This is a genomic window from Luteitalea sp., assembly GCF_044337415.1.
In the GTDB taxonomy this organism is placed as follows: Bacteria; Acidobacteriota; Vicinamibacteria; order Vicinamibacterales; family Vicinamibacteraceae; genus Luteitalea.
Genome location: NZ_JBIINP010000334.1, coordinates 1 through 3,415 on the forward strand (window position 1 = coordinate 1; position 3,415 = coordinate 3,415).

The window sequence follows — 3,415 nt, forward strand, 5'->3', positions numbered from 1 at the left end:
GGCTTCTACCTGCAGCCCTCGGTCGGTGGCCGGCGCCTGCCGTACTCGTTCTGGCGACGATTCGCCGAGATTCCCAACGTCGTCGCGATCAAGATGGCGCCGTTCAACCGCTACCAGACCCTCGACGTGGTGCGCGCCGTGATGGACGCGGGGCGCGACGACATCGCCCTCTACACCGGCAACGACGACAACATCGTCGCCGACCTCGTCACGGCGTTTCCCGGCGAGGGCGGGCGCGTGCGGCGGGTGTGTGGCGGCCTGCTCGGTCACTGGGCCGTGTGGACGTCTGGCGCCGTGCGCCTGCTCGCGGAGTGCCAGGCCGCGGCGGCAGCGCCTGCGGTGCCGGCGGCGCTGTTGGCGACCGGGGTCGAGGTGACCGACGCCAACGCGGCCTTCTTCGACGCGGCCAACGGCTTTGCCGGCTGCATCGCCGGCATCCACGAGGTGCTGCGGCGGCAGGGATTGCTCGAGACGATCCGCTGCCTCGACGCGCACGAGGTGCTGAGCCCGGGACAGGTCGAGGAGATCGACCGTGTGTACCGCGCCTACCCGCACCTGGCCGACGACGCGTTCGTGGCCGAGCACCTGGACGCCTGGCTCGCATGACGGCCAGGGTGCTGCTGGGACTTGCGCTCGGCGCCGCGTTCGCCGGCGGCGGGCTCGCGCCACTCACGGCCCAGCGTGCCCCGGGTGTCGCCGACCTCGTCGTGATCAACGGCACGGTCCTGACAATGGACCGCGCCGACACGCGGGCGCAGGCCCTTGCGATCCGCGACGGGCGGATCGTGGAGGTCGGCGGCGACGACGTGGTGCGCGCGTGGCTCGGACCGTCGACCCGGGTCGTCGACGCTCACGGACGTACCGTCATCCCTGGCCTGATCGACAGTCACGTCCACGCGCTGGGCGCGGCGCCCGTCGAGGCCGTCCGTCCGTTCCGCACGCTGGCGTCGGTCGGCGAACTGCAGGAGTGGCTGCGCGACGAGGCGCGGCGATCGCCGGCGCCTGGCTGGATCTGGAGCCCGCGCGTCTATCCGACACGCCTGAAGGAAGGCCGCTTCCCGACGCGCGCGGAACTCGACGCGGCCGTGCCCGATCGTCCGGCCGTGGCCGATGGGGCGTACGCCTTCGTGCTGAACTCGGCGGCGCTGCGCGCGGCCGGCATCACCGCCGACGCCCCGGATCCGGCGGGCGCGCAGATCGTGCGCGATTCCCGAGGCGAACCCACCGGACTCCTGCGCAACGCGCGCGCCGCGCTCGCACGCTACCTGCCGGCGCCGACGGCAGGACTGCCGCTGGAGCAGATCGAGGCCCTGCACCGTGTGTACCTGGAGTCGGGGATCACCAGCGTGGTCGAGCGAGGGGCCTCCGTGGACGGGTATCGCGCCTACGAGGCGCTGAAGGCGAGCGGGCGCCTTCACGTGCGGGCCACCGTCACGCTGATGCTGCCGGCAGGGATGCAGGCTGCCGACGCGGTCCGCGTGATCGAGGCGTTGCCGCTGAAGCCGGGGCAGGGCGACGACCGGCTGAAGGTCGGGCCGCTGAAGCTCACCGTCGACGGCGGAATCCTGCTCGGCACCTCGTTCATGCGCGAGCCGTACGGCCCGCCGTCGCGTGCGCTCTACGGCGTGCAGGGGGATCGCTACCGCGGGTTCCTGTCGGTCCAGCCTGAGGTCATTCACGCGGTGATGGCGGCCGGCCACGCGCGCGGGTGGCAGATGAGCGCCCACGTGACCGGGGATGCGGGCGTGGACGTGGTGCTCGACGCGTTCGAGGCGGCGCAGCGGGCGCATCCGCGACCCGATGCCAGGCACACGCTGATCCATGCGTACTTCCCGACACCGGAGGTCGCGAGGCGCACGGCGGCGCTGGGCGTGCTGGTCGATACGCAGCCCGCGTGGTTCTACAAGGACGCGGACGCCTTGATCGCTGCGCTCGGCGCCCTCCGGCTCGAGCGATTCATCGGTGTGAAGACGTGGCGCAACGCCGGCGTGCGCGTGGCCCTGAACACGGACCACATGTTCGGCGCCGACCGCGACACCGCGATGAACCCCTTCAATCCGTTCCTGACGATGGCGACGGCCGTGACGCGCCGCACGGAGTCTGGACGCGTGCTCGGCCCATCGGAGGCCGTCACGCGGCTCGAGGCCCTGCGCATGATGACGATCGATGCGGCCGCGATGAGCTTCGACGAGGCGAATCGTGGCTCGATTGAAGTGGGCAAGCTCGGCGACGTCGCCATCCTGTCCGACGACCTGCTCGCCTGCCCGGAGGACCGCATTCGCCACATCAGGTCAGACGTGACCATCGTTGGCGGCAGCGTGGTGAGGTAGAAATGCCGCGATGCTGCGATGCCGCGGGGCCGGAATGACGGGAAGGTAGGGCGCGGTCTCCGACCGCGCCGCTGCGAATAGCGGCCGGGTGGGACACCCGGCCCTACCCCTAGCGAAACGCGGCTGGAATCGCCGCCAGCAGGCCTTCGCGCATGGCCCACGCCAGCGCCAGGCCGGCGCCGAGCAGCAGGACGCCGAAGATGGCGACGGCCGCGACCGAACTGGGCAGGGCCGTGGCGCTCCAGGACAGGTTCCCCGGGGGGCCGCTCGCCACGGTCACCCGGGTGGCCGCCAGGCCCCCCGGCCCCGGGACGATGGCGCGCAGTTCCGGCGACCAGTGGCCGACGACCGAAATCTGTTGCCCGACAGGCACGACGCCCTCGTCCATCCGCAGCCTGGCAGGATCGGCGCTCGTGCCCTCCCGTCCCCAGTCGAAGCGCACGCCGCGCGGCTGTGGCTCGACGTGCGCCGACGTCATCGCGGAGAAGATGGCCGGCAGGGTCGTGACCGAGAACGGCAGGAACGCGGTGGCCCCGACCCATGCGGAGGCGTTGGCGCGCAGCTCCGGTGACCGTGTCATGTTCCGCTGCACGTCGACGATGTCGGGCTGCGCCAGCACGCGCACCGAGCGTCCGCCCGCATCGACGGCGAAGGGCTGCGTCGCCAGGCCGAGCCACATCACGGTGGTGCCTCGTTGCTCACCGAACGACAGCTTGTGACGACGATACAGGCGGTACTCGTAGGCGACGCACGGCGTTCCCGTGAGCGGAGAGGTGAGTGGCGTCCCACTGTCCGGCCGCGCCATGCCGGTCACCACCATGGGGCCACCCTCGGCCGGCGGTTCACCGGTCGCGGCGCGCGCGAGGATGGAGGCCCGCGAGCCATCGCCCTGGCCGTAGCCGCGCGCGAGCTGCAGGAAGTTCGACACGCCGAGCACGAGCAGGGTCGACGCCAGCAGCGACGCCCACGGGCGGAACAGCTCGTCGACGTTCGAACCGAAGGCGCGCTCGAGGCCGACCGTCAGTCCTGCGACGACGGCGAGGTGGGCAAGGCAGCCGATGACCATAACGCTTAACGCTTAACGA

The 3,415-nt window shown here is 71.7% G+C and carries 3 protein-coding genes; 2 read left to right on the plus strand and 1 reads right to left on the minus strand.

From position 1 onward, the window contains the following. Positions 1 to 606 (plus strand): dihydrodipicolinate synthase family protein (locus ACIRDX_RS21875; RefSeq protein WP_396627539.1); only part of this gene is annotated, 606 nt, incomplete at its 5' end. Then, on the plus strand, positions 603 to 2,330 hold the full coding sequence (locus tag ACIRDX_RS21880; RefSeq protein ID WP_396627540.1) for an amidohydrolase: 1,728 nt from the start codon (positions 603 to 605) through the stop codon (positions 2,328 to 2,330). The genes ACIRDX_RS21875 and ACIRDX_RS21880, both read left to right, overlap by 4 nt. Positions 2,331 to 2,439: 109 nt before the next feature. Here the strand turns inward: ACIRDX_RS21880 and ACIRDX_RS21885 are convergent, their stop codons facing one another. Further along, entirely contained in the window at positions 2,440 to 3,396 is a 957-nt protein-coding gene (locus tag ACIRDX_RS21885; protein WP_396627541.1) for a hypothetical protein, read from the minus strand. Between the last annotated feature and the right edge of the window lie 19 nt (positions 3,397 to 3,415).